This window comes from Paenibacillus tuaregi (assembly GCF_900086655.1).
Lineage (GTDB): Bacteria > Bacillota > Bacilli > Paenibacillales > Paenibacillaceae > Fontibacillus > Fontibacillus tuaregi.
Window position 1 is genome coordinate 1585205 of the sequence record NZ_LT575476.1, and the last position, 25258, is coordinate 1610462.

The following is a 25258-nucleotide window of genomic DNA, read 5'->3' on the forward strand; positions in this document are numbered from 1 at the left end:
TGAGCTACCTCCTTGGTATCGGAAGACGCAGAGTCGCACGGGTTCCGGAATTCTCCACACTGTGGATGTTCAGCTCGGCTTCATTTCCGAAGATCAGCCGAATGCGATTCATGATATTTACCAGGGCAAAGCTGTCAGAGGTTCCGGGACCAAGCACCGGTGTTGGCTGGAGCTGTTCAGTAATCTCTGCCAGCTTCTGTTCGGGTATCCCGACACCGTTATCGGTGACTTCTACTTCAAGCCAATCTGGCTTCCCTGGCAGGAGCGAGGCACGGATCAGAATCATACCTTCTTCACTAGGCAGCGGCTCTATACCGTGAACAATCGCATTTTCAATCAGCGGCTGCACAATTAGTTTAGGGATACGTATGTCTCTGGCCTCGGGAGCCACGTCCAGTTCATAGGTCAGCCTGCGGGCAAATCTCATTTGCTGCAGGAATAAATAGTGCTCGGCAAGCTCCATCTCCTTATGAAGCTCGATCATGTCATTGCCTTGATTCAGGCTGATCTTGAAGATGCTTGAGAGGGAATAGATCATGTCGGCTACCTGGTCATCCCCGTTTTTTTGAGCGGTCCAGGCAATGGTATTCAGTGTATTGTACAGAAAATGCGGATTAATTTGCGATTGGAGCAGCTTAAGCTCCGCGTCCTGCCTGCGAATCTCGGAGCTGTACCCCTCATCAATCAGCTCCCTGATCTTGTGCACCATTACATTGTATCCCTGGCCGAGCCGGCCGATCTCATCCAGCCCTTCGGTGTTCACCTTCTGGGTAAAGTCCCCCTGCTGCAGCTTGCCCATGGAAGTGAGCAGTGTGGACAATGGCCGCGTTATAACCCTGCCCAAGAACCAGGAAGCTGGAATACTCAGCATTAAGGTGACAAGCAGAACAAGCGCGGTTAACCATTGAATCCGGCTTAAGCGCTGCAAGAGATCGGCCCTGGGCTGGAACACGAGCACCTGCCATCCGGAGATGGGGTTGCGGTTGCGGGTGAAAATCCATTGATCCTGATCCACAATAGTATCGATCTGATGGACCGATTGCAGTTTCTCTTTAAAAAAGGGGAGCTGGCGCACACTCTGGCCAGCCCACTGTCCACGGCTGTCCGACAGGATACTCCCGTCAGCATTGACAATGACTACCGTAGCATCCTCCCCGCCCGGATCATAAATCCGCCGAATCTCCTTTTCATCCATCCCCAGGATGAGTACCCCCTCCGGCTTGAGAGAGACGTCATTCTTCAGAACCTTGGTCATTAACAATTTATTCAGAGAATCCCCGCGAAAGATCGTGTTCTTCTGCTCTGGGGTCTCGATGCTCCACCGCTCGGTCTGATCCTCCTTCAGCAGCGCATCATAGTGATATGCTGTCCGGTATTCCTCAAAAGGGATGGCAGACGACAGTCCTTTGTTGTTGAACTGAATAGGAGGAAAGTGCTCGGAATAGATGGTCAGAAATTGAAAGTAAGGCCTGGTAACCATCAGTCTGCTGATCGAATTGAACAGGCCGGTATTGGACACATATCCGCCATTAGGCGTCCTGGATGAAAGAAGCGCCTGAATATCGGGTGACAGATACAAGTAATCGGAAATATGAATGGCGTCCTGAGTAATATAATCCAGATGATCCATCACCGATTTAGCCATGCTGGCTTGTTCCACCTGCATTTTGGAAGCGATTTCATTTGCGGCGATACGATAGGATAAAAACCCAGTAAAACTGATGGTGATCAGCATCAGCGGAACGAAGGAGAGCAGAAGCTTACGCTGGATAGAAAGGTTCAAATACCATTTTGGCGACATTGCGGCAAAGTGCATCCCCTTAGTTAAATTCTCTCATAAAATTACTAAATACTATAGAAAAGAAGGCCTGCCCTAAACAAGGGCAAAAAGTACCAGTCCAGGAAATGTAACCCTAAGATCTAAAAAATGAACAACAACTCCTGAAAAATGGTCATCTTGGGTTCTTCGCATCTCAAAAGTGCTGTGTTCTCATGTGCAGGAGTTTTTCTTGAACCTGAAAAACAAACAAGAAATTCTGAATTATGACGGCTAACCCCTTTTAAGGTCGCGACCTACAATGAGGTAGGAAACAAAAAAGTGAAGAGAAGATGGTCTGTGATGAAGTGGATGTGGATGGACAGCAGGAGAACTTTTGTACTGAGCTTGATTCTGATTCTGATTCTGGCTGTGGTCCTGGGGACTTGGGGCTGTGAGGGCACCTCGCCTTTGGAGAGCAGCGGCCCCGTACAAAGGCAGTCGGCAATCGAGGACAAGAGCGATGTCAAATCCGGAGAGCATGGAGAAGGGGTGACGCTGACATTTTTCACAAATAACTCGAACCGCCAGGCCGGACAGGGGCTGATCGAACAGAAGCTGATCGATCAATATATGCGGGAGAACCCGGGCATTGAGATCAAGGTGGAGACCCAGGCACCGGATACCCTGTACCAGGACAAGATCAAGCTGTACAACGCGGCGAATAAGCTGCCGGATATTTTCTCGGCCTGGGGCAACATGAACTACCTCGAACCGCTGATTAATAATCATGCGCTGATGGAATTCAGCAGAGATGAGCTGCTTGAGCTTGGCTTCCTGCCAGGCGCACTGGATAGCTTCAGTTCGGGCGGGAAGTTATACGGGTTCCCGCGGAACACGGACTTCTGGGTGATCTATTACAACAAAAAGATGTTTGCGGATTCAGGGCTTCAAGTCCCTGGCACAGAAGATGAACTGCTGAAGGCGGTTCGTGCTTTCAAGTCTAAAGGAATTGTGCCGATTGCCATGGATGAACGGGAGCCTTGGAGCTCTGGCATCTGGTTCGACACCATGGTTCACCGCATAAGCGGAACCTGGGAGGCCAACGCCGATGCGCTGGAACGAAGCCGAACCTTCCGGGTGCCAGAAGTACGTCAAGCCGCCCATAAAATGCAGACTTGGATTGAAGAGGGGGCCTTCGGCTCCGGCGATTTGAATCTGGATTATGGCATGGCAAGGAGCATGTTTGGCCATGGCCGGGCAGCCATGTTCATGATGGGCGATTGGGAGATGGGCATGGCCGCCGACCCGGCGTTCCCTGAGCAGGTCCGCGACCAGATCGGGGCGTTTGCTCTCCCGGCCCTCACGGGGGGAAGGGGAAGCAGGCATGACCTTCCTTCCTGGTTCGGGGGCGGTTATGCGGTATCCAACCGTTCGTTACATAAGGAGGAAGCAATGCGTTTCCTGAAATGGATGTTTCGTCCGGAAGGATGGGCCAGGGAGGTCTGGCAGAACGGGGTCACTTTCCCGGCGCAGAATTATGACCGGTTCCTGACGGGCCGGGAGTCAGCTGTTCAGAAGGATCTGATGAAGATATTCAGTAATGCCCGGTCTTTCAGCGGTACGGTCACCCAGGATAAATTCCGGTCCGAGCCGCAGAAGGTCTATTATGACGCGCTTCAGCAGCTGGCTGCCGGAGGGCTGACTCCGCAAGCCTTCTCTGAGGTGATTGATCATGCTGCTGAGATGAACGTGACGGCGGAGTAGCCGTTCTTCAGTGCTCTTAAGCACTGATGCTTAGTTGATATTTAAGGAGGAGTTGTAGCCGATGAAGAAACGGAAGTTGTCAATATGGCTGTCAGGTCTAACCGCCTTCAGTCTTATCCTGGGATTGCTGCCCTTGCCAGCTGTGCTCGGGGCACCCACAGCGGCGGCAAACCGTCTGCCCGCCTATCTGAATCCGGGGGAAAGTATTCCAGAACGGGTTGCGGATCTGCTGAACCGGATGTCACTGGATGAAAAGGTTGGCCAGATGGTGCAGGCCGAGCGGGCTTCAGTTACACCCGAAGATGTAAAAGACTATTATCTGGGTTCTGTGCTCAGCGGAGGGGGTTCGTTCCCTGAAGGCAAACAGACCTCCAGCACACAGGAGAAGTGGACAGCGCTGTATAACAGCTACCAGGACGGGGCATTGTCGACTCCGCTGGGCATTCCGCTGCTCTACGGGGTGGATGGCCTGCATGGACATAACAACGTGATTGGGGCTACGCTATTTCCCCATAATATCGGTCTTGGAGCAACAAGGGACCCGGGGCTGGTGAAAAAAATTGGCGCTGCTTCCGCTGCGGAGATGCAGGCCACCGGGGTGAACTGGACGTTCGCACCTACACTTGCGGTTGTGAAGAATCCCCGTTGGGGACGCACCTATGAAGGCTTCGGGGACAGTCCGGCTCTATCTACGGAGCTTGGGGCCGCTTATATTCAAGGCCTACAGGGTGAGAAACCAGGTGGACTGAAAGATCCGGGGAAAGTAGTGGCTACCGCCAAGCATTTCGCGGGGGAAGGCTACACGGATAATGGTACAAATCAGGGGAATATAACAGCTTATACCGAAGAGCAGATTTGGAACCTGGAGAAGGAGGTGTATGAAGCGGCAGTCAAAGCCGGGGTTAAGACGGTTATGGCTTCTTACCACAGTATTCAGGGCATTAAGATGCATGCCAATCAGCGTCTGCTGACTGATAAGCTCAAGGGTGAGCTGGGCTTCAAGGGATTCGTCATTTCCGACTATAATGCGGTGGACCAGATTACCCGGGACTGGGACGGCAAGGCGGTCAGCGGTCTGAAGAATCAGGTCCGCGTAGCGGTGAATGCCGGTGTTGATATGATTATGGAGCCGGATAAGTGGAAGGAGGTCATCGTTGATCTGAAGGAGCTGGTCCAGGAAGGGGCTATTTCAGAGAAACGGCTGGATGATGCGGTATCGCGGATTCTTCAGGTGAAGTTCGAATCCGGGGTGTTTGAACATCCTAAAGCTGATCCGGATCTTGCCGGCGCCTTCGGCTCAAGCAGTTCCCGTTCCGTAGCCAGAGAAGCGGTTCAGAAATCATTGGTTCTGCTTAAGAATGACAAGGTAGCTAATGGCGGGGGCGGCCAATCGCCGATTCTGTCCCAGCTGCCATCGATGAAGAAGATTCTGGTTGCCGGGAAGAGCGCGGATGATATCGGGCTTCAGTCCGGCGGCTGGTCGATAACTTGGCAGGGCAGTGCCGGGGATATCACACCGGGTACAACCATCCTGAAGGGAATCCAAGATGCGGCGGGCTCGTCCAGGACAGTAATCTATAACAAGCATGGCCGGGGAGCAGCCGGTCAAGATGTGGCCATTGCTGTCATCGGGGAGAAGCCTTACGCGGAGACGAATGGCGACGCTGCGAGTCTTAATCTGGATGCCGAGGATTTGAACACACTGGCAAATATCCGCAGCGGTAATCCTGACATTCCGATTGTCGTAGTTCTGGTCTCAGGACGACCCATGACGATTACGAACCAGATGGGAGACTGGGCCGGTCTTATTGCCGCATGGCTCCCGGGTACGGAAGGGCAGGGTGTGGCCGATGTCTTGTTCGGCAGCAAGGACTTTACCGGGAAGCTGCCCATGCGCTGGCCATTCAGCTTAAACGCTTATCCAGGGGGAGACGCATCACAATTTCTTTTCCAAGCGGGATATGGCCTTACCAGAAATCAGCCTACCCCAACCCTTCCTTCAGCACCTGAGGAACCAGATCACAGCCAGAAGATCCCGGGCAAGATTGAAGCGGAGAACTTCACTGCCCAGAGCGGCATACAGACAGAGGATTCCCAGGATACTGGGGGTACCAGGAATATCTCCTACATTGATGCTGGAGATTGGCTTGAATATGATGTGGATGCCCAGAGCGGCACTTATAAGGTGGATTTCCGTTACAGCTCATGGACAGATTCAACGGGACTTAAAATTATTGATGGTACAGGCAAAACAAGAGGCACATTGTCCATGTCCAAAACAGGCAGTTATCAGGATTGGCAGACAGCATCCATTGAAAATGTATCCCTGCCCAAAGACGGTAAACAGAAGCTAAAACTGCAGTTTACTGGCGGTTCCATGAATTTGAACTGGTTCAGCTTCACCTGGACTGGGGAGGCGGCGCCGGATAACGGTGGTGATCCGGGAGGTGGTGGAACGGACGGGGTGACACCGGTAGTTGTTGAGGCTGGCGCCGTTGAGAGCTGGATCACAAATGAGCGTAATCCGGGTGACAACAAATGGTATTATGATTCCTTATACAAGGATGGAGACAAGAAGCTCGAACAGCAGCCTAATGCCGATATCGTCCAGCCAAATCAGGCAAAGGGGACGGAAATTACGATTGATCCGGACCAAACCTATCAATCAGTGGTTGGAATAGGCTCCTCAATGGAAGAGTCAACGATAGGCAACCTGTGGCTCATGTCGGAAGCGAAGCGCAAGGAAGTGCTGATGAAGCTGTTCAGCAAGACAGAAGGGGCCGGGATGAGTCTGGTTCGGCTAACCATTGGAACCGCCGACTTCACAGGTAAACCGTTCTATTCTTATGATGATCTTCCGGCGGGTCAGACGGACCCGGGTCTTACCCATTTCTCGATCCAAAAGGATATCGACTATCACATCATTGATACTATAAAAGAGATCCAAAAGATCAATCCGGATGTTAAGTTTTTTGCATCATCTTGGAGCCCGCCAGGGTGGATGAAGACAACGGACAGTATGATCAAGGGCCAGGTGAAGGAAGAGTATCTCCCTGTACTTGCCGATTACTTCGTAAAATATGTTCAGGCTTACAAGGCTTTGGGAATTAACATCGATGCCCTTACTATGCAGAATGAGCCGCTGCTTGAGATTGAATATCCGAGTACACATATGCCTTGGGATCAGCAGGGACGGCTGGCTGTGTTGCTTCGCAGCAAGCTTGATGCAGCCGGGTTTGAGGATACGAAGCTGTGGATTTTCGACCACAATCCGAGCGACACTTCCGCGTATTCGGTTCATATTTTGGCTGATGAACAGATGGCCGGAGCAGTTGATGGTACGGCATTCCACGATTATGGCGGGGATCTGTCGGAAATGAGCAGGCTCCACGATCTGTACCCGGATAAGAACGTGTATCTGACCGAACGGGCTGTGTGGGGAACGCAAGGTGCTGACCGGATCGCCCAGTACTTCCGCAATTGGGCCCGCAGCTATAATTCCTGGGTAGTGATGCTCGACAGTGATATAAAGTCCCATCAATGGGTAGGGACACCGGACCCGACCCCGATCATCCAGGACTCTGCAGACCGCAACAATTACTGGCTTGCACCGGAATATTACCTGATGGGCCAGTTTATGAAATTTGTTGAACCGGGTTATGTGCGGATTGACAGTAACTATGGCAGCAGCAGTACCGTGACCAACGTTGCGTTTAAGAGTCCGGACGGCAAAACCATTGTGACGGTGGTTATTAATCAGACTGCAGATGATCAACCGGTCAAGCTGCTTAGTGACGGGAAGCAGATTTCAGCCGTCGTTCCGGCCAAATCGGTGGCGACATACCGGTGGCACCGCTCTGAACAAGGGAAGACTGCTCCGGGTTCCTATCCTGCGGCAGATTTCGATGAGGCCACAGGGCAATTTAAGGCGGATAAGAATACGGGAATTGTTGATCACCTGAATGTAGACGGTGATGGTAATTCTACGGCGGGGTCCGCGGAATTTAAGTACAATCTTCATGTGAAACAAGCGGGCAGCTACGATTTGGATCTGGGTTATGCGGGAAGTCTGGAGGATGCTTCCCTGTCTGCAAAAGTCGGCGATGGGGCTCCTGTAATTATTCGGGAGAACAGCAAGGCTTCCGAGCAGCCAGCAGGCGATGCCGCAGGAGCGCCAGCGGATGGATCGGCGCCAGCGGGCGATGCCGCAGGAGCCCCGGCAGGCGGATCGGCGGACGAATCGGCGCCAGCAGGCGAAACCGCAGGAGCCCCGGCAGGCCGATCGGCGCCTACTGGTACAGCTCCAGCCAAGGCTTCCGTAACGGAAGCGGTATATGGACCCGGGGATTTCCGTTACCTCAGAGTCAGATTAGATTTGCCAGCAGGTGAACAGAAGCTGATACTTTCTGCAGGCGGACACAACTATGCTCTCTCGGATCTCAGATTAACTAAGGCAGACCTGGATAATACGCTGCCGAAGAAGATTCAGGCCGAGAATGCCGACCAATCATCGGGTATCCTTATTCAGCACCAAGATGCCAACCAGCTTACCTCCGTAACAAAATCAGCACCGGAGGCATGGCTGGAGTACAAGGTAAAGGTGCCGGCAGACGGTCAGTATCAACTTACGTACCGTTATGCTTCGGAAGGAAAGTCACCGACGGCTGTATGGACCGCTGATGGTACAAATGAGCCTGTTCTAACAACCGTATTAACCGGCTCTGAAGGGCCTAACGATTGGAAGACCGTTACAGACCTGATTAAGCTGCAGGAAGGAAGTCACACCTTGAGGCTGTCCCTGAAGGAAGCGTATATCCATCTGGACTGGTTCCAGATCGGGCCTCTTGTGCTGACTAACCCGGGCGCGCAGGCTATATCTTTACCAGGCACGGCCCAAGCCGGAGATTACATTTCCGCAACAGGCATTAGCGCTGTTGAAGGCCCGTCAGGAAGCAAAAAGTTAACCAGCTTCGATGCCGGGGACTGGGTTGACTATCCGATTACTGTTCAAAAGGGCGGAGATTACACCGTAACGGTAGAACTTGCAACCAAGAACGGAGGCATGAACGCCTTTAATCTGAAAGCGGAGGACGGCACGGTTCTTGCCAAGTTCGATATTCCGTCCACAGGGGATTTGAACACATGGATCAGGATCCGTAAGACGGTTGCCTTGAAATCCGGGGAGCAGAAGCTGAGACTCAGTGCCAATACGGCTGGATTCGAGATCACCAAGCTGGCTTTTGAAGAAACAACCGCACACACTCCAGGTCAGGACGGTATGGTCAAGGTGGAGGCGGAGAGCTACTTCGACGCTGACCGGAACGCGATCCAGACCAATTCGGAATACACGAACGTGGGTTACTTGAACCGTGGCAGCAAGCTGGATTATCTGGTCAACATCCCGGCAAGCGCAACAGGGAACTACAAGGTTACTTACCGCTATGCAACTCCGCAGAGCGGGGTATCGGTCAACTTGTCGGTAGACGGGGGTTCTGCAGGAACACTCCAGCTTGGATCGACAGGAGGATGGGGCAATTATACTGAGGCTTCTCACCTCGTGACGATGAAGGAAGGCACCAAGACCGTACGCCTTCTCGATCAAGGAGACGGCTTCAATCTGGATTGGTTCACCATTGTGCCCACAGATGAAGTGGTTAAACCGGAACAGGTAAGAACAAAAATTCCAGCTGCTTCCCTTAAGGCGGGTAGTTATGATAAGCCTCAGACCGTATCTTTAATGACTGGCGTAGAGGGTGCGCGCATCTACTACACAACCGATGGAACTCTGCCGAGTGCAAAGAATGGAACGCTGTATGAAGGACCATTCCAAGTATCCGGAATTGTTGTAATCCGTGCGGTGGCGGTGAAGGATGGGTTAGCCGACAGCTTTGTCGCCCCTTACACTTATGTGACCAAAGCAGGTGGTGGTACGGATGGCAATAACGGAGGGAACAACGGCGGAAATCCAGGCGGAAATCCAGGCGGAAATACTGGAGGAAGCAACGGTGGAAACCAGGGAGGTAACAAGGGGGGCAGTACAGGAAACACAGGAGGTAGTGCGCCAGGAACAACCGATGGCAAGGGTATTTTGAAACTATCAGCCCCGACTCTTGATCCTGTAACGGGAATTGCCGTGGCCGTGGTGACCACGGAAGGCTTGAACCAGGCCATTAAAGACGCTGGCAGCAGCACTTCTTCTAAAGTTACGATAATCGCAGAGGTGCCGTCTGTTCACGGACAAAAAGGCTATGGAGTTCAGCTGCCAGCCTCCTACTTTACAGGGAAGAAGATGGTTAAGCTTGAATTGGTCACTGAATATGGCAGTATCCTTATCCAGGACAATATGATTAGGCCTGCTGAGGTGAGCGCCAACAGCCAAATTGAGCTGAGAATTATGCCAGCTGACAAAACAAAACTTGCTGCTTCAGCTGTCAAAGCGATTGGAGAGCATCCTGCTCTTGAACTGGCTCTGCTGATTGGAGGCCAGCCGGTTGCCTGGAACAATCCGGATGCAGCTGTGCGGGTGAGATTTCCTTATCAGCCTTCGGCAGCGGAAGCCGCCAGCGATGAGCATATTACCGTGTTGTATTTAGACCCACAAGGCAGACTGAATCCAGTACCGAATGCGCGGTATGATGCCGCTTCCGGCAAAGTTATTTTTACAACAACACAATTCGGTCAATATGCAGTTGCTTATGTGACTAAAACCTTTGGGGATATCGCAAAATTCAGCTGGGCTAAGCATGATATTGAAGTCCTTGCATCTAAAGGAATTGTCAAAGGCACCAGTGACACCACGTTTAATCCTGGGGACCAGGTTCGCCGGGCAGACTTTCTGGTTATGCTGGTTAATGCTCTGGGGCTCTCGGCCAAGACAGAGGGGAATTTCGCAGATGTGAATTCTTCGGCTTATTATTATGAAGCCGTTGGAATTGCGAAGCAGCTGGGTATTGCCAAGGGGAAAGAGAACAACCAGTTCGATCCGCTTAGCCCAATCACCCGGCAGGAGATGATGACACTTGCGGCGAGGGCAATGGTTCTTGCGGGTACAACGCTGCCAGCCAGTTCAGCTGCTGAGTTGAACAGCTTCCAGGACGCCGAGCAGGTGTCCGGGTTCGCGGCGGATAGTGTGGCAGCTCTCGTGAAGAGTGGTATTGTGAACGGTGACGGACATCACCTTAACCCGCTCAGCCAGACCACACGTGCCGAGACGGCTGTAATCATTTACCGGATTTATAACAAATAAAAGATACTGTTAAAGAAAAATACAAGAGAAAGCCTTGAGGAGGGCTTTCTCTTGTTTGTTTATTTTTGCAGCAGAAAGAAGTGCTTAAATTAGAGCGATAGCCAGCAGGGTGAACAAGCTTAAGGTTAAGATCTCATTTCCGTAGCCATAACCGTATGGATAAAAGGCCGATGTGCGGACAGAACCGCCACGGTCGGGTCTTAAGTAGACATTGTTGTAGTCTACATCGACAATAGTCCCCTGATATTGCTGGCCGTCCATGGTGAGTAGGCGCACTTTCTTGTTCTTGTTCCGCAAACAGTTATAATATGCCTCCATATTCATCTCCCCCTTCCTAGTATATGTCTATACTATGAAGAGCGAGCCTTATCGGAATGGTACGGTTACCCTGATGGCTGGAGCGGAAGCAGCATTTGGGCTGCCCGCTACTCGACGCCTTTCATGAATCCCTGAATTTTAGGTGACAGCAGATAGAGAATGACACCAAGCAGAATAGCAGCCCCTCCGATAACCCCAAAGTAAGCCATCTCGGTCTCAGGAGTGTAAAATTTGACGATTTGCGCATTTATCGCTTGTCCTGCCGCATTCGATAGGAACCACAAGCTCATGGTCTGGGCGGAAAAAGCAGCTGGAGCAAGCTTGGTCGTTGCGGATAAGCCGACAGGAGATAGACACAGCTCACCAATAACAACAATGAAATAGCTCAGCACAAGCCAGAGCGGATTCACGAGTGAATTCTTGCCACCGAGATAGGCCGGCAGAAGAATGACCAGGAATGAGAGCCCAGCAAACAGCAGGCCAAGTGAGAATTTCACTGGAATGGACGGCTGGCGCTTGCCCAGCTTCATCCAGAACCAGGCGAAGACTGGCGCCAAGGTAATAATAAAGAGCGGGTTAAGTGATTGGAACCAGGCCGGGGCAAGATGAATGCCCGCAAAGTCGAGCTCTGTCCGTTTATCCGCATAATTGGCAAGGATGGATGCCCCTTGTTCCTGAATCGCCCAGAACATGACGGAGGCAATGAACAAAGGAATATAGGCCAGCACTCTTGAACGTTCCACCGGAGTAGTTTTGGGGCTGCGGTACATGACGATAAAGTAAATGATTGGGATGAGAATCCCGAGAACCCCGATAAGCTGAATAAACGCCTGGAATGTGAACCACCCTGATTTCATGCCAGCGGTTGCAATAACGGCAGTGACTGCTGCAGCAATCCCAATAACCATAAGCACTTTCTTTGTCTCTTGGGGGGTCATCGGGTTCGGGACAATCGTTCCCGCAAGACCGAGGCTGCGCTTTCGGGTTGTCAGGAATACAATCAAACCAAGCAGCATACCTGCCGCGGCAAGTCCGAACCCAAGGTGAAAGTTGTATTCCATGCCCAGCGTACCTACAATCAGCGGCGCGGAGAAGCTGCCGAGGTTGATCCCCATATAGAAAATGCTGAATCCGGAGTCGCGGCGCGTATCCTGTTCACTGTAGATTTCCCCGACAGTGGCCGATACATTGGGCTTAAGCAGGCCTGTACCAAGTACGATAAAGACCATGGAGACGAAGAACATCGTTATGCTTCCGGGAGCGGCAAGTACGATGTGGCCGAGCATAATCAGTATCCCGCCATAAAATACGGCGCGGGAGGTTCCCAGCAGCCGATCCGCCAGCCAGCCGCCAATAACTCCAGACATGTATACAAGTGAACCGTAAATCGACACGATGGCTAGAGCGCTGCTCTGATCCAGTCCGAGCCCACCCCGGGTTACCTCATAGTACAGGTAATAGACCAAAATGGCTCTCATGCCGTAATAGGAGAACCGTTCCCAGAACTCTGTGAAGAATAAGGTGAATAACCCTTTAGGATGTCCAAAGAATCCATGGTGCGGGAAGCTCTCCAGCACTTTATCCTTGTTGTATGACGCCATACATTTGTTCCTCCTTTATCGTCAAGATCTTTAAATATATACACTGGTGAATAGGCCGCTCAATCGGTAATGGTTGACAAATAACGCCAATTTCATGCAATACTTAATAAAATACCTCGAACAGAGCCTTGGAAGCTATGCGCAAAGTTATTGTGTTCCTCTCGTTTTTTTAAGCTGCAAGGAGTATGCTATATTTATTCCGTAATTATGGACGGCCCGGTCAAGGCCGTGGATCTGTCCAAACAGAAATTATGAGGCAGGGGAGAAAGGTTTATGCAGATTATTGATATTGAAGCTGTACAGCATAGAATTGATTCGTTTAAAGACCAGGATGTTTATGTCCATCTGGAAATGACCACAGGTGCGTATGCGTCCCACTATGACAGCTCCAAGCATCCGGCGGCTAACTTCATATCTAATGCTCTAATACGCTTCTCAACCGGTACCATTGCAGGAACCGGCGTATACCGGGTCGGGTTGAAGATGGAGAAGGGCTGGTTGTATGCGGAAGGGCTCAACATGTGGGATGAGAAAGATTCGGACCGGCTTATCCTTGCGGGACATGACGCTCAAGGCAAGCTGGTTGTGGCCCTGCAGCTAAGCCGGGAGCCATTTGGAGGAGGGAATCAAGATGCATAAACGGATATTAGTTGTACTCCCTCATCCGGATGATGAGGCGTTCGGTCTATCTGGCACACTCGCCAAGCAAATCTCAAGCGGGGCTCAGGTTACATATGCTTGTCTCACTCTGGGTGAGATGGGCCGCAATATGGGAATTCCCCCATTTGCGAACCGGGTAACCCTGCCGGAGATTCGCAAGAAGGAGCTTCAGGAATCATGTGCAGCGATTGGCATTCAGGACCTGCGAATGATGGGCTTCCATGATAAAACGATTGAATTTGAGGACCAGGATCTGCTGGACAGCCGGATTATGGATTTGATTCAGGAGCTTCGCCCGTCCCTCATATTCACGTTCTACCCTGGATACAGTGTTCACCCTGATCATGATGCCACCGGTGCCGCAGTGGTCCGGGTAGTAGGAAGCCTTCCTGAACAGGAGCGGCCAAAGGTGCTCTGCCTGGCGTTCTCTAGGAATTGCCAGGAGGTTCTTGGTTATCCTGACGTTACTCAGGATGTGTCCGAATTCCTGGAAGCGAAGATGAAATCGATTCAATCCCACCGCTCGCAGTTCCAAGCGGCGGAGCTTCTAGGCAGCAAAACGCTGAAAGATAAAGAAATTATCGACAGATTCGGGAATGAGAAATTCTGGACTTACAAGTTCGATTAAAGTCAAGGAGCACAGTACAAGACCTCCGGCATCGCCACCGCCGGGGGTCTTTTTTATGTCATCAGCCGCCGGTTTTCATGCTTCTTCAGGACCATTATGAAGACTTGATGAAACGTTAATTTCGAATCTTAAATAACCGATAAAAAAGATATCTATATGAAGTGGACAAAAGAATCACTGTCGATCATACGTCTGGTTCAAAGCAAATTTTTATAATGGTGGTGATGATGGATGCATCATAATATTCTTCAGGGACATTACAACTATTGGATGGTGCTTCTGTCATTTGTTATTGCGGTTTTCTCGTCTCATTCCGCACTGACTCTGGCTGCCAAAATTACTAATGCCAAAGGCCGCTCCCAGCTTGGGTGGCTGCTGGCGGGTTCATGCGTAATGGGCTGCGGTGTGTGGTCGATTCATTTTATCGGGATGCTGGCATACAGTCTGAATATCAAAATAACTTATGACGTTCTTATTACCCTTCTTTCGCTTTTTTCCATGATTTTAGCTTCCTATATCGCATTCCGGATAACTCTGCCTGTCCAAGTCCGGCTGTTGCATCTGGCTATTGGCGGGTTCTTCATGGGAAGCGGCATTGTAGTCATGCATTATACGGGAATAGCTGCCATGCAGATGGGCGGCAGAATCAGCTACGACCCGGTGTATTGGGGGATTTCCTCTGCCATTGCTTTAACCGCTTCGTACGCTTCCCTGTTCCTGTTTCTGAAGTTCAGAAACCGGTCAGGTGCCAGCATGATGAAATGGCTTTCTTCCTTAATAATGGGACTCGCGATTTGTGGAATGCATTATACAGGGGTTAAAGCAGTTATTTTCTCATCAAGCCTCCCTGTGAACGTTATAAGCGGAGCCCCAGAAGAAATGTCTGAGATGCATATTAAGCTGATCCTGATGGTCTGTGTGTCTGCGGCTATTCTTGTGATTCTATCTATTTCTTCAATTGCTGTGTACTTTGAACGCCATGCGATGAAGGGAATGGCGTACACGGATGAGCTGACCAGCCTGCCGAACCGCTATAAAATGAACCAATTCTTCGACGCACAGGACTTTCAATCAGAGGATAACCGGATGGCCCTGCTGTTCATTGACCTGGACCGTTTCAAGAATGTGAACGATACACTTGGGCACGATTTCGGAGATATGCTGGTCCGCTCGGTTGGGGACAGGCTGAAGCGTGTCCTGCAAGGGAGCGAAATATTCCGGCTTGGTGGGGACGAGTTCCTGGCAGCCTTGTGTGGTGCGGGAAAAGAGGAAGCCGAGGCTTGGGCACAGAAGCTGCTGGATGAGATCAAGCAGCCATTTGTCCTGGACGGTTATGAGCTCTACATTACCAGCAGCATCGGCATCAGCCTTAGTCCCCAGCATGGAACAGACCGTCACTCGCTGCTCAAGGCGGCGGACACAGCTATGTACAAAGCCAAGGAAGAGGGGAAGAACCGCTACCGGGTTTTTGATAAGTCTCTGGATACTGGCATCATCCGCAAGCTCGGGTTGGAGAACGATCTGCGCAGAGCTGTACATAACGGGGAGTTCTTCGTGCTCTATCAGCCCAAGTGGGATGCATTATCAGGCAAGGCGGCCGGAATGGAGGCCTTGATCAGGTGGGGGCATCCGGAGCTTGGCATCATCTCGCCAGCTGAATTCATTCCGATTGCAGAAGAGACCGGCCTCATTATTCCCATGACCCGTTGGATTATGGAGGAGGCCTGCCGCCAGAACAAGCTGTGGCAGGATGAGGGGCTTGAACCACAGTGTGTATCCGTTAATTTGTCTGTACGGGTATTTGAAAGCCAGAATCTGCTCGAAATGGTGCAGGCGACTTTGGCCAAAACGGGGCTCGCCGCCAGATATCTTGAAGTGGAAATTACGGAATCCATCTTAATCTCAGATATTCAGGGAACGATCCGCCAATTAATTGAGCTGCGGGAACTGGGGATCAAGATCGCGATGGACGACTTTGGCTCCGGGTATTCCTCACTCGGTTCGCTCGATAAACTGCCGATTGACACCCTTAAGATTGACCAGCTGTTCATCCGGGAATATGAATCAGGATCGAAAAAGGCGATTATCCAGGCTATCATTACCTTGGGGCAGCAGCTCAATCTAGAGCTGGTCGCAGAGGGGGTGGAGACGATAGAACAATCGGAATTTCTAAACTCTCTGGGCTGCAGAATCATGCAGGGGTACTATTACGGCAAACCGATGAATGAGGAGCAAATCCGGAAGTGGCTGGGGGGCGGCGGGGTCCGCGCAGAAGAGCCGGGAGCCTAAGCCATAGATTCGGTTATATTACAGGTACGGTCCGTTCCTCAGGAAATGGGCCGTTTTCTTGTAGATATGGAGTTATAATGGGAGAGTAGCCTCTTCTATGGGACGGAAGATACGGATTTTTCGGCCAGAGTACTCCCAGACAAACTAAAATGACTATGCTGAATAGGTGGGGTTACATTATTACTCTGTCAGGCAGGAGGAATCGATATGCGGATGGAAGAACTGAAACTGAAGACAGCAAGATTGGAACAGTTAAAGACATTCTATTCTAACGTACTGGAACTGGGCATTACAGCTCAGACTGAGCGGTATTTCTCTGTTCAGGTGGGCGATACTCTCCTTACTTTTGAGCAAGCAGAACCGGACGAAGGTGAACCCTTCTATCATTTTGCCGTGAACATTCCTGAGAATCAGCTTGCCGAAGCCAAGCAATGGCTTGCCCGTAAGTGGAACCTAAGCCTCAGCGGCGGGGAGGACGAGGCGGATTTTCCAGGCTGGAATGCGAATGCCATATACTTTGAGGACCCGGCCGGCAATATTGGGGAATTCATTGCAAGGCATAATTTAGGGAATGCTTCGGACAAGCCCTTCGGTTCCCATTCTCTGCTTGAAATCAGTGAGATCGGCATCGTACGGGAGGACGTAGCGGGATGCGTGCGGGAGCTGAATGAGAAAGGCTTCCCGCATTGGAGGGAAGGAAATGAAGGCTTCAGGCCCCTGGGCGACGAACATGGCTTATTCATCGCTGTGAAGCAGGGCCGGACGTGGTTCTTTTCTGACAAGCAGGCAGAGCAGCACCCTGTAACAGTAAAGGTTCGGGGAGCAGGTACACTGGAGCTTTAGGACGGTTAGACTCTGAGTGGCCGCTGTCTTATGCAGCCCGGTCGGTGCCAGTACTGCTGCAAGCTTGTTTGGGCGAATGATGCAGCCTTTTTCGGGAGAATGAGAGACAACGCTATGTGATGAGGGACAGACAGTAACGATGAATACTTTTGAATAATAAATTTGAGCGAGCTCTCCGTGTGAAGGGGAGTTCTTGTTGTTTCCTTGAAGGCAGGGGAGAAAAAAGATCAGAGCAGTTTGGTGAGTGAGAGTGAAGGGGAGTTCGGCACACTTATCGGGAATTCGCGTAGATTATACCGATGTATAAGTTTCAAAAGCACAGGCCTTGACCGTTGAGAAAAGGGGACCATTAGAAATAAAAACACATTATGCCAGATAATGCAGCCTTTCTTTTTCCCCGTACAGGCACGACTGGGCGGCCGCCCACATGCAGTGAAGTGACCCCACAGAGGTTGCATGCATTTATGCAGGAGGTGGCACCATTGCCCGGATTGTTTACCGCAATTTAAGAAGGACAAAAGGCATAAGCTCTCCAGTTTTCTTGAAGAGGGCTTTTTTTGTTATGCGAATAATGATAGAAAAGGGCAAAAAAAATAGATAAAAATAGTATTATGTAAAAATTAACAAAAATACTAAAATATTTAATTTTATATATTCCCAAATCAATATAATCATGCTATATTATGCATAAAAGCGCTTACATAGTGCTTTTTATGAAAGGAGGTGAATTTATATGCATCCAGCTTATTGTGGCTCTGGCTCCTGCTATGCAGGCGGCGTATGGTATTCCAAAACCCATTACAGTTGGGATACGCTGAGAGGCTACTATTCCGACGGCTGCTGTGCCTAAGAGACGAAAAAACAAACCTAAACAAAGGAGGTGAATTGATATGCAAGCACAGCAACCATACTGCGGCTCCGCTTCTTGTTATGCTAACGGGGTGTACTACTACAGAACCCACTACAGTTGGAACAATTTTGGAGGTTACTATGCTGATGGCTGCTGCGCTTAAGTCATCCTGATCAGGCAGAGTTAGTGCTAACTCGTATGTGTTACGAGAGCATCACATAGAGTATCGTTAAGCGGTATTCAGCGATTGTTCATAACTATTATAGAAAAGAGAGGTGGCGTGTTATCGCCCCTCTTTTTTCCTAAGTGAGGAGGTCTTGCCTTTGATTTACACTTTGGTTCATTCATTTCTGATTGTCACCTGGTTGTTATCAGGGGGGCTGAAGCTGGTCTCAATGAAGTCTTTTACCTCAATGGTTGAGGTTATTATGGGAAAGGGACGGTGGGCTAGTTCCCTGGCATTTGCTCTTCCTGTTGGCGAGATCGTCCTAAGTGTCGGGCTTTGGTTTGAATATATAAAAGTTATAGTCTGTATCGGCTCGCTTATTTTTCTCTGCATATTTATGGCCGTAAATATACGCTCCATGCTGCTGAAACAGGAAGTGGCTTGCAACTGCTTTGGACTAGCAGTTCCAGACCGGTTTGGTTGGGGGGCTGTGATTAAATTGCTCTTGCTCATAGGAATGACGGTTTATCTGATGACGGGAACACGGGATCTTCCGCTGTGGGGAGCGGCGGGTCTACCTCTGTATCTGCTGCTGAGCACGGGTTTGTTCCTCGTCTATGCTCTGGTTATGGCTTATCTGGATTTCCGGAAAAACTGGCAGCCGGTCTAATATGACGCTGAATAAGGAGTGAACGGGATTGAATAATGCATTTATGCTATCTTATACCGTTTTATGGGGAGTTGTCATTGTGATGTCAGGTATTATTCTACAGTTGATGAAACGGCTTACGACGGTTAACCAGCAAATGTATCATATGATTCCTAAGGACCTCCCTTTAAGCCATGAAGGAATTGAGGTGGGCCGCCCTTTCTATTCTCTGGCTGTGGGGAATACCGAGGGACATCCTGTCAGCTGGACAGATCAGCAGAAGAAGGGAAGCATTGTACTGTTCACGTCTTCCTTCTGCTCAACTTGCAAAACGGTCTATCCTATCTTGAATGAGCTTGCAGGTAAATACAACAACTACCACTTTGTTCTGGTGATTGAAGGCGAAGCGGAATATGCGCGTCATGTGCGGGAAGCCCATGGCTTGTCCTTACCGGTTGTACCATTACCTCCTGAGAAGTTCCAGGAGCTGTCGCTTCCGGGCATACCGTTCAGCTACCTGCTCGATCCGCAAATGAATGTGATGTATAAAGGTATCACTGGCACAGATGTAGCCTTCCGCATGCTGATTGACAAAGGTTCATCTGCTGCAGAGGCTGGCCACCGTTCAAACAAGAAACGCAAGGCTTCTTAAGGAGGCGTGCGATGGAAGATCACCCTACTCCTAGGCCGCAATTCCTTGATTGGCTGCACCAGTCCCGCACTGTCCTGCACATGTTAGGGAGATTAACAGGGACCATGTGGAGAACCGCCCCACTATATATAAGTCTGGCTGTCGCCATTAATGTGGCAACGGCCGCTCTTCCCGTCCTTGATATTTATGCGACCAAGAATCTGGTCGACGAGGTAACTAGGCTGATCGGACATACTTCCCCGGGAATCGCGGCAGCCCTTGCATGGCTGGGGGGCGTACTCGCACTCCAGCTGCTCTCGCTGGGCTTGCAGCCCGTGTACCAGTTGGTCCTGATCCATCTAAAGTTGAAAATAAATTATCATTTTGACCGGGAAATCGCTATGAAATCCTCCAAGCTGCCTCTGGTCTATTTCGATTCACCTGACTATTATGATAAATATGAACGGGCCCAGAGCTTAAGCGGTGACAAGGGAATTGGATTTGTTGAGGCCGCTCTGCATATTGCCCAATCGGCGTTATCCATTACAGGGTTCCTGTTCGTGTTGTATCAATTTCACTGGCTGCTAGGGACCGGACTGCTCCTCGTGATGGTGCCGAGTCTGTGGATTCACCTGCGGATCGGCAAGCTCAGATTCAACCAGATATTCCAGCAGACGGCCGCAGTCCGCAAAATCAACTATTTGATCGGCCTAATGACCCGCCGCGAGTCCGCGAAAGAACTCCGCATCTTTAATCTCTCTTCTTATTTATTTGATAAGGTTCAGAACTATTATTGGCAGAACGCCCGTGAACAGATTGCCCTGCAGAAGCGCGCTGCCTGGTCTGTATTCCGTGTGGACGGGATGTCCCGGCTGCTTCAGGGCGCGGGGATCGTCTTCCTGATCTGGGCCAGCTCGCTGGGCAGACTGACGATTGGCGCTTATGTCGCCCTGGTACAGGCCATGTCAAGTACTCAGGGGTATCTTTTTATCATCACGAACCGGCTCTCTTCTATATATGAAAGCGCGCTTTATGTGGGCAATATCTATGAATACCTGGATCTTCCGGAGGAGGAGAAGCGGGAGGAATACCAGGAATACCAGGGGCTGACGGACCGGGGAATTGAAGTGAGCGGGCTCAGTTTCAAATATCCGAACAGCCAAGGTTGGATATTGCATAATATCTCCCTGCATATCCGGCCCGGCGAGAAGGTTGCCATTGTTGGAGATAACGGGGCTGGCAAGAGCACCCTGATCAAATGCCTGCTTGGCCTGTATACCCCGGCGGAGGGAAAGGTCCGGTATGGCGGGGTGGATATCCGGGAGATAGACCCGGTTAAGTTCCGTGAACACATAAGTGCGACTTTTCAGGATTATGTCTGTTACCAGTTCACGCTTCGCGAGAATATAGGGCTTGGCAGCCTGGAAGGGATGCACGATGAATCGCGGCTGATGAATGCCGCCCACAAAGGGCAAGCCGATCAGATCGCGGAGATGCTTCCCGGTGGATATGATGCGGAGCTCGGCCATGCCTTTGGCGAAGGACAGGAGCTGTCTCAAGGCCAGTGGCAAAAGATTGCGCTCAGCCGGGCGTTTCTGCGCGATGCCGAGGTTGTCGTGCTGGACGAGCCGACCGCCGCGCTGGACCCGATGGCGGAAGCTGCCGTGTTCGAGCGCTTCGTTTCTCTATCCGAAGGCAAGACCGCCATCTTCATCTCCCACCGGCTCGGCAGCTGCCGCATGGCTGACCGTATCCTCGTCCTGAAGGACGGCAGACTGGTCGAGCAGGGGCATCATCTGGAGCTGATAAATGCAAACGGGACTTATGCCCATATGTTCCGCACCCAGGCACAGTGGTATATAGAGGATAAGGTGGAGGTAGGATAGTGGAGTATCGTTGAAAAGCGGCTGCGGCCTGCTCCTTAGGGGGCCTGGGAAGCAGCTGCTTTTTTATGCGAAGAAGTTGATATACCATCAATGTGTTGATGAATGGGGGTGGCTTCACGAAAGGGAAAATGCAGCTGCGTCAGCACCGTTGCTTTTCTTTTTCCCCGTACAGGCACGACTGGGCGGCCGCCCACATACAATGAAGTGACCCCATAGAGGTTGCATGCATTTATGCAGGAGGTGGCACCATTGCCCGGATTGTTTACCGCAATTGCTTTATTCATCAAACAGTTGAGCTTGCTCGTGTCTTATGTCAAGAATAACGCTTTTCCACAGCCGTTAACTGAAGAAGAGGAAGCGAAGCATCTCCAGCGTATGGCAGAGGGAGATCCCGTCAGCCGCAACATTCTGATTGAGCATAACCTTAGGCTTGTAGCCCATATTGTCAAAAAATTCGATAACACCGGCGAAGATCTGGAGGACCTGATCTCCATCGGTACGATCGGTTTGATCAAAGCCATTGAGAGTTTCCGGCTCGGCAAAGGAACCAAGCTGGCCACGTTCGCGGCTCGTTGTATAGAAAATGAGATTCTTATGCATTTGCGTTCTTTGAAGAAGACAAGGAAAGATGTCTCCCTGCATGACCCGATTGGAACGGATAAGGAAGGCAATGAAATCACTCTGATCGATATCCTCGGTTCCGAGAATGATGACGTGGTAGAGCGGGTGCAGCTCAAGATGGAGAAGAGCAAGATCTACCAAAACCTCGATATTCTCGATGAGCGGGAGCAGGAAGTGATTCGTGGAAGGTTCGGCCTTGATCAAGGCGGTGAGGAGCGGACCCAGCGTGAGATTGCCAAGGAGCTTGGCATCAGCCGCAGCTACGTGTCGCGGATTGAGAAGCGGGCGCTGATGAAGCTGTACCATGAGTTTTATAAGACGAAGCGTTGAGAGTGGCCCGGGATGGTGATCCCGGGTTTTTCTAATTTAGGCAACAAAAAAACAAAATCATGAGGTTTGTAATATTTTGTAATTTGGTTCTTTAGTATATTTATTTGTAAGAAATTGTATTGTTACTAATGTGTATTACCTCATATTGAATTGTTATAAGGGGAGATTATTTGATGTCGATCATTGTACAGCATTTAACAAAATCCTATCGTACTAAGATTAATGTACTTCATAATATGGATCTGGTAATCCCTCAGGGTATGTTTGGATTGCTTGGACGAAATGGCGCGGGCAAAACGACTTTCATGAGAATCCTATCCACATTGCTAGCACCCACAAGTGGCTCGGTTGAAATCTGTAATATAACTTTAAACAAAAAGAATATCCCCAAAATTAAAGCTCTCATAGGGTATCTACCACAAGAGTTTAATTTCTATCCCAATTTACGAATTGATGAGGCTTTGGATTATATGGGAATCTTGTACTTAATGGATGATAAGAGACGTGCTCGCAGAATTGATGAAGTTCTGATGGAAGTTAACCTTTTTAATGAACGGACTAAGAAAGTAAAACAACTTTCAGGTGGAATGAGACGAAGATTAGGCATTGCTCAAGCAATTTTACACGAGCCGCAAGTACTGATTGTTGATGAACCAACAGCGGGTGTTGATCCATTGGAGAGAATTTCGATTCGAAACTTGTTAAGCGATTACTCCAAAAACCATACGGTGTTGTTGTCCTCACATATAGTTGAGGATATAGCGGTAACTTGTCAACAAGTTGCTGTGTTAAACCGTAGTGAAGTTGCCTATAGCGGTGAGTTAAAAGAACTTATCAAAAGAGGGAAAGGTGCGGTGTGGTCCTGTTCGCTGCAAAATGTTAAAGAATTGGACGAGATGAAACGTAAATACACTGTTATTTCTAGTCAATATTTTGAAAATTCGATTGAGGTGCGGATTCTTTCGAGAATTAGACCAAATACATCGAGTATTGAAGTAGAACCCAGTATAGAGGATGCTTACATGCTTCTGCTGGAAGAAGGAAGCGATCGTCAATGAGGACATGGAAACTAGTGGGCTTTGAGATAAAGCAGCAGGTTAAAAACCCAATCTTGCTTACTATAACTGCAATTTTTTTAATATTTGTTTATAGTGAATTTTCGATATATCTTATTCATTATCCTGTCAAGAATCAGCAGGATATTGAAGCAATAAGCTCTTCGGGACGGCATGCCTACTTGTATGTAGAACGCGATACATCTGAGGCTAAGAAAGTGCTTCAAGATAGTTTTGATAATCTTTCTGTCGAGGATTTTGGAGGGAATTCAACGGATTATCGTCTTGTACGGAAATGGATTGATACCGAATACAATAATTCAATGACAATGGATGAGGTTTTAGAAAGCTTCACTAGGCAAGTGAATTCTCCAAGACTGAGGGATTTTATGAATAAGCGCATTCAAAGAGCAACCGAAAAGATAGGGACCCCTGAACAGATTAATAACAATATACTGCAAGAGCTTAAGGGAAACTCATTTGCAGAGAAAATTTCGATGATTTATGCCGATCGAACTCAAGTTGTGGCGTCGTTATTAGCCATACCACTATTTGCTTTCTTATTTGCTAAAGATCGAAGATATCAAATGTCTGAATTGATTCGTATAAAACCGATAGATGCATTTCGTTATGTAACCAGTAGGTACATGGGGTGTTTTATTGTATACATTTCGATGATAGCTGGAATTGGTATGATCTTGAACATATGGTTATGCATTAATTTACATAGGGGGGGCTGGGAAATAGATGTAATTACTATTTTTAAAGATATCATCGTCTATATTCTTCCATCGTTATTATTTATAACCATGTTTATTATTTTGATTTATTTGCTTTCTTCTAATGAGCTTGTGACTGTCCCTATTTGTTTAATTTATATTATTTATAATATTACGATGAAGGCGTTTACCGGTACACATGATAATGATATAAATTGGTTTCAATATATAATACGTAATGATGACGGATTATCGTTGCCTTTGGATTGGAGTATTATTTCCCATCGTTTACTTTATCTGGTTTTATTTTTCGTTCTACTAGTCTTAAGTTGCGGTGTATGGAAAACTAATAAAACTCAATTCTGGAATCGGGAGTAATGATATGAAAGTTTGGAAAAGTATACTGTATGAGTTTAAAATCATATATGCTCCAATCAAATGGTTCATCTGTGCTTTTTTTGTTATATTAATCCCATTTGTTTTTTATACACCAACACGGATAGATGTTATCAATTTATCTGAAATTTATGTGCCATTAATAGGTATTGTGTTGTTTAGCGATATCATGCTTTTTGAACAGATGTATCATGCAGATGAGGTTGTCTATTTAGGAAGGCGTAAGCGAGCAAGTTCCCTATTTATCCGATTTTTTATTATGATGTTGATTTTAGCTGCTTCGCTTTGGATTAGTGTGTTACTAACGAATGCGGGTTTGACTTTGATGTTGGAAGAGGGAGATAGCAACAGAATTCATTATCTTGATATGCTCTGTATTGTGGTACCAGGTTCGCTTTTTGTAGGGAGCTTGGGAATGACATTTGCCAATTTGTTATCATCTACTTCAATAGGTTACTTGATTGCATTAGTTTATTGGGCCTATTGGATGATAAGCACAAGTATGGATCAAATAAATTTATTGAACCTTTTCTCATTTGCCAATGGGTATAGTTATTCTACTTCTAAAATGCTATTAGTCAGTTGTGTACTTGGTTTATTAATTTTAAATATGGTTGTGTTAGAGTGGAGTCCTTTACAAAGAAGAATGCGATTGAGTAGGAAAAAGAGAAGAAACAAAAAAAGATTACCTTAATCACTTGACTACATTACAAAATTAGATGAAGGCGGCAAGATGATTAGTGAAGCTGTCAACTGAGAATAGCCCGGGATGGAAATCCCGGGTTTTTGTTATTTAAAGATAGGTATGCAAATTTTAAAACTAAATCACATGGAGTAAGAAAGTGAA

Annotated in this window: 17 protein-coding genes; 14 read left to right on the forward strand and 3 right to left on the reverse strand. The window is 49.0% G+C overall.

Going from position 1 to position 25258, the window contains the following annotated elements; genetic code table 11:
* Positions 1-4: 4 nt before the first annotated feature.
* The gene (locus BN6628_RS07300; protein WP_068616023.1) at positions 5-1801 is read right to left on the reverse strand and encodes a cache domain-containing sensor histidine kinase; all 1797 of its coding nucleotides are present in this window, start codon (positions 1799-1801) and stop codon (positions 5-7) included.
* Between the two features lie 297 nt (positions 1802-2098).
* On the opposite strand from BN6628_RS07300, the gene BN6628_RS07305 reads away from it, so the two are divergent.
* Positions 2099-3523 carry an ABC transporter substrate-binding protein gene (locus BN6628_RS07305; RefSeq protein WP_148449264.1) on the forward strand — a complete coding sequence of 475 codons (1425 nt, stop codon included), beginning with the start codon at positions 2099-2101 and terminating at the stop codon, positions 3521-3523.
* 61 nt (positions 3524-3584) lie between these two features.
* Positions 3585-10769, forward strand: coding sequence for a glycoside hydrolase family 3 N-terminal domain-containing protein (locus BN6628_RS07310; RefSeq protein ID WP_068616026.1), 7185 nt, complete (start codon positions 3585-3587; stop codon positions 10767-10769).
* Positions 10770-10853: 84 nt separating this feature from the next.
* Here the strand turns inward: BN6628_RS07310 and BN6628_RS07315 are convergent, their stop codons facing one another.
* Both BN6628_RS07315 and BN6628_RS07320 read right to left on the reverse strand, forming a co-directional pair.
* A complete protein-coding gene (locus BN6628_RS07315; protein WP_068616028.1) occupies positions 10854-11087 on the reverse strand; it encodes a hypothetical protein in 234 nt (77 codons plus the stop codon).
* Between the two features lie 107 nt (positions 11088-11194).
* Positions 11195-12688 (reverse strand): peptide MFS transporter, encoded by a 1494-nt coding sequence (locus BN6628_RS07320; RefSeq protein ID WP_068616030.1) that lies wholly within the window; start codon positions 12686-12688, stop codon positions 11195-11197.
* A 273-nt stretch (positions 12689-12961) separates the two neighbouring features.
* Here BN6628_RS07320 and BN6628_RS07325 point away from each other — a divergent pair, with 273 nt between their 5' ends.
* The 12 genes from BN6628_RS07325 to BN6628_RS07380 all read left to right on the forward strand — a co-directional run bounded on the left by BN6628_RS07325 (position 12962) and on the right by BN6628_RS07380 (position 25105).
* On the forward strand, positions 12962-13327 hold the full coding sequence (locus tag BN6628_RS07325) for a YojF family protein (protein WP_068616032.1): 366 nt from the start codon (positions 12962-12964) through the stop codon (positions 13325-13327).
* Positions 13320-13976, forward strand: coding sequence for a bacillithiol biosynthesis deacetylase BshB2 (gene bshB2, locus BN6628_RS07330; RefSeq protein ID WP_068616034.1), 657 nt, complete (start codon positions 13320-13322; stop codon positions 13974-13976). Before BN6628_RS07325 ends, bshB2 begins: the two co-directional genes overlap by 8 nt.
* Before the next feature lie 231 nt (positions 13977-14207).
* On the forward strand, positions 14208-16265 hold the full coding sequence (locus tag BN6628_RS07335) for a bifunctional diguanylate cyclase/phosphodiesterase (RefSeq protein WP_068616036.1): 2058 nt from the start codon (positions 14208-14210) through the stop codon (positions 16263-16265).
* A gap of 207 nt (positions 16266-16472) precedes the next feature.
* Positions 16473-17108 carry a VOC family protein gene (locus BN6628_RS07340; protein WP_068616038.1) on the forward strand — a complete coding sequence of 212 codons (636 nt, stop codon included), beginning with the start codon at positions 16473-16475 and terminating at the stop codon, positions 17106-17108.
* An 890-nt stretch (positions 17109-17998) separates the two neighbouring features.
* On the forward strand, positions 17999-18121 hold the full coding sequence (locus BN6628_RS26810; protein ID WP_262363148.1) for a hypothetical protein: 123 nt from the start codon (positions 17999-18001) through the stop codon (positions 18119-18121).
* Positions 18122-18281: 160 nt separating this feature from the next.
* Positions 18282-18794 (forward strand): MauE/DoxX family redox-associated membrane protein, encoded by a 513-nt coding sequence (locus BN6628_RS07345; RefSeq protein ID WP_068616040.1) that lies wholly within the window; start codon positions 18282-18284, stop codon positions 18792-18794.
* Positions 18795-18822: 28 nt separating this feature from the next.
* Positions 18823-19425, forward strand: coding sequence for a TlpA family protein disulfide reductase (locus tag BN6628_RS07350; protein WP_068616041.1), 603 nt, complete (start codon positions 18823-18825; stop codon positions 19423-19425).
* A gap of 11 nt (positions 19426-19436) precedes the next feature.
* Entirely contained in the window at positions 19437-21290 is a 1854-nt protein-coding gene (locus BN6628_RS07355) for an ABC transporter ATP-binding protein (protein ID WP_082926831.1), read from the forward strand.
* A 249-nt stretch (positions 21291-21539) separates the two neighbouring features.
* A complete protein-coding gene (gene sigK / locus BN6628_RS07365; RefSeq protein WP_068616045.1) occupies positions 21540-22241 on the forward strand; it encodes an RNA polymerase sporulation sigma factor SigK in 702 nt (233 codons plus the stop codon).
* A 173-nt stretch (positions 22242-22414) separates the two neighbouring features.
* A complete protein-coding gene (locus BN6628_RS07370) occupies positions 22415-23299 on the forward strand; it encodes an ABC transporter ATP-binding protein (protein WP_068616047.1) in 885 nt (294 codons plus the stop codon).
* On the forward strand, positions 23296-24393 hold the full coding sequence (locus BN6628_RS07375) for an ABC transporter permease (RefSeq protein WP_068616049.1): 1098 nt from the start codon (positions 23296-23298) through the stop codon (positions 24391-24393). The genes BN6628_RS07370 and BN6628_RS07375 overlap by 4 nt, the downstream gene beginning before the upstream one ends.
* A gap of 4 nt (positions 24394-24397) precedes the next feature.
* On the forward strand, positions 24398-25105 hold the full coding sequence (locus tag BN6628_RS07380) for a hypothetical protein (protein WP_068616050.1): 708 nt from the start codon (positions 24398-24400) through the stop codon (positions 25103-25105).
* Positions 25106-25258: the final 153 nt, after the last annotated feature.